This window comes from Pseudomonas sp. XP1, assembly GCF_053557675.1.
Genome location: NZ_JBNRIJ010000005.1, coordinates 169,052 through 173,600 on the forward strand (window position 1 = coordinate 169,052; position 4,549 = coordinate 173,600).

General features: G+C 62.9%; 4 protein-coding genes. 1 reads left to right on the forward strand and 3 read right to left on the reverse strand.

What is annotated here, in order from left to right:
* The coding region (locus ACK1U9_RS07090) for an FMN-binding negative transcriptional regulator (RefSeq protein WP_449109785.1) at nt 1-488 on the reverse strand (488 nt) is incomplete at its 3' end.
* A gap of 90 nt (nt 489-578) precedes the next feature.
* Here ACK1U9_RS07090 and pdxR point away from each other — a divergent pair.
* Complete coding sequence (pdxR, locus tag ACK1U9_RS07095; protein ID WP_449109786.1) at nt 579-2,123, forward strand: MocR-like pyridoxine biosynthesis transcription factor PdxR; 1,545 nt, start codon at nt 579-581, stop codon at nt 2,121-2,123.
* Nucleotides 2,124-2,251: 128 nt separating this feature from the next.
* Here pdxR and ACK1U9_RS07100 read toward each other — a convergent pair whose 3' ends face one another.
* On the reverse strand, nt 2,252-3,355 hold the full coding sequence (locus ACK1U9_RS07100; protein ID WP_153670612.1) for a polyamine ABC transporter substrate-binding protein: 1,104 nt from the start codon (nt 3,353-3,355) through the stop codon (nt 2,252-2,254).
* The gene (locus ACK1U9_RS07105) at nt 3,355-4,398 is read right to left on the reverse strand and encodes a histone deacetylase family protein (RefSeq protein WP_085601087.1); all 1,044 of its coding nucleotides are present in this window, start codon (nt 4,396-4,398) and stop codon (nt 3,355-3,357) included. Before ACK1U9_RS07105 ends, ACK1U9_RS07100 begins: the two co-directional genes overlap by 1 nt.
* Nucleotides 4,399-4,549: the final 151 nt, after the last annotated feature.

Genomic DNA, 4,549 nt, shown 5'->3' on the forward strand with positions numbered 1-4,549 from the left:
CGGATGCCGACGATGGCTCGGAGCATGCCATCGAGGTAGTCACGCGGGGCATCGGTGACGTTCCACGGTTCGCCGCGGCCTTGCTCGTGGCGCTCGGTCAGGCGGCTGACAATGGCCAGCAATGGTTCGGCTTCGTGGATCACTTCGGCAGGACCATAGGCGTGCACGGCCAGGTAGTTCCAGGTTGGCACCACCTTGGGGTTGTCGGCCTTGCTCGGGTAGTAACCGGGGCTGACATAGGCATCGGCACCGGGGAACACCAGCAGGGCTTCGCCACCTTGCTTCAGGTCGTGCCACTGGGGGTTGGCCCGCGCGAGGTGGGCATAGACGGTGCCGAATTCGCCTTCGGCGATATCGACCAGCACTGGCAGGTGCGTGGCCAGCAGGCCTTGTTCGCCCTGGCTGACCAGGATGGCCAGGCGGGTGTCGAGCATGTGCTGGTGCAGGCGCCCGAGGTCGTGTTCCTGATGGGGTTTGCTGTTGTACATGCTCGGTTTCCTTGTGATATGGCTCCATCCTAGGCAGGCTATTGGTTCATAGTAAGAGCCATTGACAGCTGTTTTTATAGGTCCAATACCGTGAGCGAGCGCCCCTTCGTATTGCCTTTCGACCCTGCCGGGATCGCCCTCGATCGCCGTCGCGGGCTCAGCCAGCAGCTATACCAGGCGCTACGTGCGCGGGTGCTGGACGGGCGCCTGAGCAGTGGCACGCGGCTACCGGCCACTCGTGACTTGGCCGCCATGCTGGCGCTGTCACGCAACAGCGTGGTCCGGGCTTATGACCAGCTATATGCCGAGGGCTACATCGAAAGCCGGGTAGGCGACGGCACCTATGTCAGCCAGTTACCGAAACTCTCCACTGCAAAACTATCCACACAAGTATCCACAGGGTTATCCCAGTGGTTATCAACAGACTTATCCACATTTTCCTCAGAGAATACTGAGGATTTATCCAGCAAGCGCTGTTCCAGCGAGCCTTTGGAGCGCCTGAAAAGTAACCATCTTCAGCCCCCGAGAAGCGGTGCCCCGCGTGCTTTTCGTGTCGGTATTCCGGCGTTCGATCTGTTCCCGTTCGACGTCTGGGCCAAGCTGCAGGCGGGTTTCTGGCGCAACCCGGCTCCGGCGCAATTGGGTTATGGTGACCCGGCAGGCGAGCCGTTGTTGCGCGAACTGATCGCGGCCTACCTGCGTCGCTCCCGTGGGCTGAGTTGTACGGCTGAACAAATTGTGATCACCAGTGGTGCGCAGCAGGCCATCAGCCTTTGTGCACAGTTGCTGTTGCAGCCCGGCGACGGTGTGGCTGTGGAAAACCCGGGTTACCGCGCAGCCGGGCATGCCTTTGCGCTGGCCGGTGGCAGGTTGTGTGGCGTGCCGGTGGACGAGGATGGCATGGACTGTCACCGGCTCGGGCAACTGATGGATTGCCGGCTGGCCTATGTCACGCCAGCTCACCAATACCCGACCGGGGTGACCATGAGCCTGGCGCGCCGCCTGGAGCTACTGGCCTGGGCCGAGCACAGCGATGGCTGGATCATCGAAGACGACTACGACGGCGAGTACCGTTACAGCGGTGCGCCCTTGGCCCCGCTTGCGGCGCTCGATCGGCACGGACGGGTGCTGTACGTCGGAACCTTCGGCAAGATCGCCTTTCCGGCGTTGCGCCTGGGCTACCTGGTATTGCCGCCGCAACTGGCACAGGCGTTCAGCCAGGCCAGGGCGCTGGCGGTGCGGCATTCGGAGGTCAGCAGCCAGTGCGTGATGGCCGAGTTCATGGCCCGGGGGCACTTCCAGCGGCATATCCGGCGCATGCGCAAGGCGGCGTTGAGCCGGCGCAATGTGCTGAAGGCTGGCTGGCCTGTGGATATTCCGGGTTTGGGCGGCATGCCGGAGGTGGCGGCCGGGCTGCATGTTAAGGTCGATGTGGATAACTTTGCGCGGGAGCAGGAGCTGGTGGCCAAGGCTGAAGCGGTGGGGGTGGAGGTGACGCCGCTGAGCAATTTCTGGCTGCTGGACAGCGAGCAGCCTGTGGTTAAGCGCGCGGGGCTGGTGCTGGGGTTTGCTGCGGTGCCGGAGGGGGAGATTGCCGAGGCTTTGATGCGCTTGCGCAAGGCCTGGAGGAAGTGAATAGGGCTCCTGTGCGGCCCGATCGCCGGCAAGGCTCCCACAGGTACTGCATCTGCTTCGAAACAGTGGAGCTCCTGTGGGAGCTGGCTTGCCGGCGATTGGGCTGCAAAGCAGCCCCCGGCTCTAAATCAGGTACCGGACTTGATCCGCGTCCAAGCCCTGGTCCGAGCCCGCTCGGCATCCCGCGCCAGGGGCTTGAGGGTATAAAGCTTGGCCATCGCCTCCGCTGTCGGATACAGGTTGGGGTTGTTGCGAATCGCCGGGCTCACCTTGTCGGTCGCATCCTTGTTCGGGTTCGGGTACCCGACAAAGTCACTGATCGGCGCAATCACTTCGGGCCGTAGCAGGTAGTTGATGAACGCGTGGGCATCTTCCGGGTTGGCCGCGTTCTTCGGAATCGCCAGCATGTCGAACCAGATCGGTGCGCCTTCCTTGGGTAGGCGCATGTCCACTACCACGCCATTCTTAGCCTCGACGGCGCGGTTGGCAGCCTGCGAGAAGCTGCCGCTGTAGCCCACTGCCACGCAGATATCGCCGTTGGCGATGTCGGCCATGTATTTCGAGGAATGGAAGTAGGTGATGTGCGGGCGAATCTTCAACATCAGCGCTTCGGCTTTCTTGTAATCAGCCGGTTTGTCGCTGTTCGGTGGCAAGCCCAGGTACTGCAACGCCAGCGGCATGATCTCCGACGGCGAGTCGAGCAGGGCCACGCCGCACTGCTTGAGCTTGGCGATGTTCTCTTCCTTGAAGATCAGGTCCCAGCTGTCCACCGGCGCGTTGTCGCCGAGCGCAGCCTTGACCTTGGCCGGGTTGAAGCCGATCAGCACGGTGCCGTACATGTAGGGCACGGCAAATTTGTTGCCGGGGTCGTTGGCCTCGATCAGCTTCATCAGTGCCGGGTCCAGGTGCTGCCAGTTCGGCAGCTTGCTGCGGTCCAGCGGCTGAAACACTCCCGCTTCGATCTGCTTGGCGAGGAACACGTTGGACGGCACTACCACGTCATACCCGGAGTTGCCGGTCAGCAGCTTGGCTTCCAGCGCCTCGTTGGTGTCGAAGATGTCGTAGACCAGCTTCACACCGCTTTCTTTCTGGAACTCGGTGAGGGTTTGCGGCGTGATGTAGTCGAACCAGTTGTACACCCGCAGGGTGCGCTGTTCGGCCTGGGCGTGCAGGGCACAGGAGAACAGGGTAGCGGCGATGAACGGGGCGAGCAGACGCTTGAGTCGGACCATTACCGGGCTCCTGGCTGGGCGTGCTGAAAGCCTTCCAGCACATTGACCGCGTTGATACCGATTTCTTCCACAGCGTAGCCGCCTTCCATCACGAACAGGGTCGGCTTGCCGAGCTGGGCGATGCGCTTGCCCATTTCCAGGTAGTCCGGGCTATCCAGCTTGAATTGCGAGATCGGGTCGTCCTTGAAAGTATCCACGCCCAGCGAGATCACCAGCACATCGGCGTCATAGGCAGCGATGCGCTGGCAGGCGTCCTCCAGGGCAGCGCTCCAGGCGGCCCAGTCGCTCCCGGCCGGCAGTGGGTAGTTGATGTTGCAGCCTTCACCGGCACCCTCGCCGGTTTCATCGGCATGGCCGAGGAAAAACGGGAACTCATCGCGCGGGTCGCCATGGATCGAGGCGAAGAACACATCGTTGCGGTTGTAGAAGATGTCCTGGGTGCCGTTGCCGTGGTGGTAGTCGACGTCGAGGATGGCGACCTTGCGCCGGCCCTGGTCGAGGAAGGCCTGGGCGGCGATAGCGGCGTTGTTCAGGTAGCAATAGCCACCCATGACTTCGCCGGCGGCATGGTGCCCTGGCGGGCGACACAGGGCGAAGGCGGAATGTGCGCCTTGCTGGATCGCCGCCTGGGCGGTCAGGGCGACCTGGGCAGCGCTGTAGGCGGCCTGCCAGGTGCCGGCGGTGATCGGTGCGCCGGCATCGAAGCTGTAGTAGCCCAGCTCACCATGCAGGCCGGTGGGTTTTACCTGGCGCAGGGTGCGTGCGGGCCAGGTGAACGGCAGCAGGTCGCCTTCCTGGCCCAGTGCGGCCCAGCGCGCCCAGGCGCCTTCGAAGAAATCCAGGTAGCCGGCGCTGTGGATGCGCAGCAACGGTGCGCGGCCGAAGTCGCTGGGGCCCTGGATGTCGCCAAGGTTGCGCTTCTTTACCTGGTCGAGCACATGGTCGGCGCGTGACGGCATTTCGAAACACGGCATCAGCTTGCCGTCGATCAGCTCGCAGCGGCCGTGGTGCAGGCGGTGGTCATCGGAATAGATCGTCAGCATTGTTGTTCTCCGGTGGGTACTGGCGTGGGCCCATTTTCATGGGCGGACCAGTGGGGGAGAACGACGCAAGTGGCCAAAAGGGGATCGATGTGGCCAAGCTCATTGGCTGAATTTGTTGGTGGCCTGTACTGGCCCCTTCGCGGGGGTAACC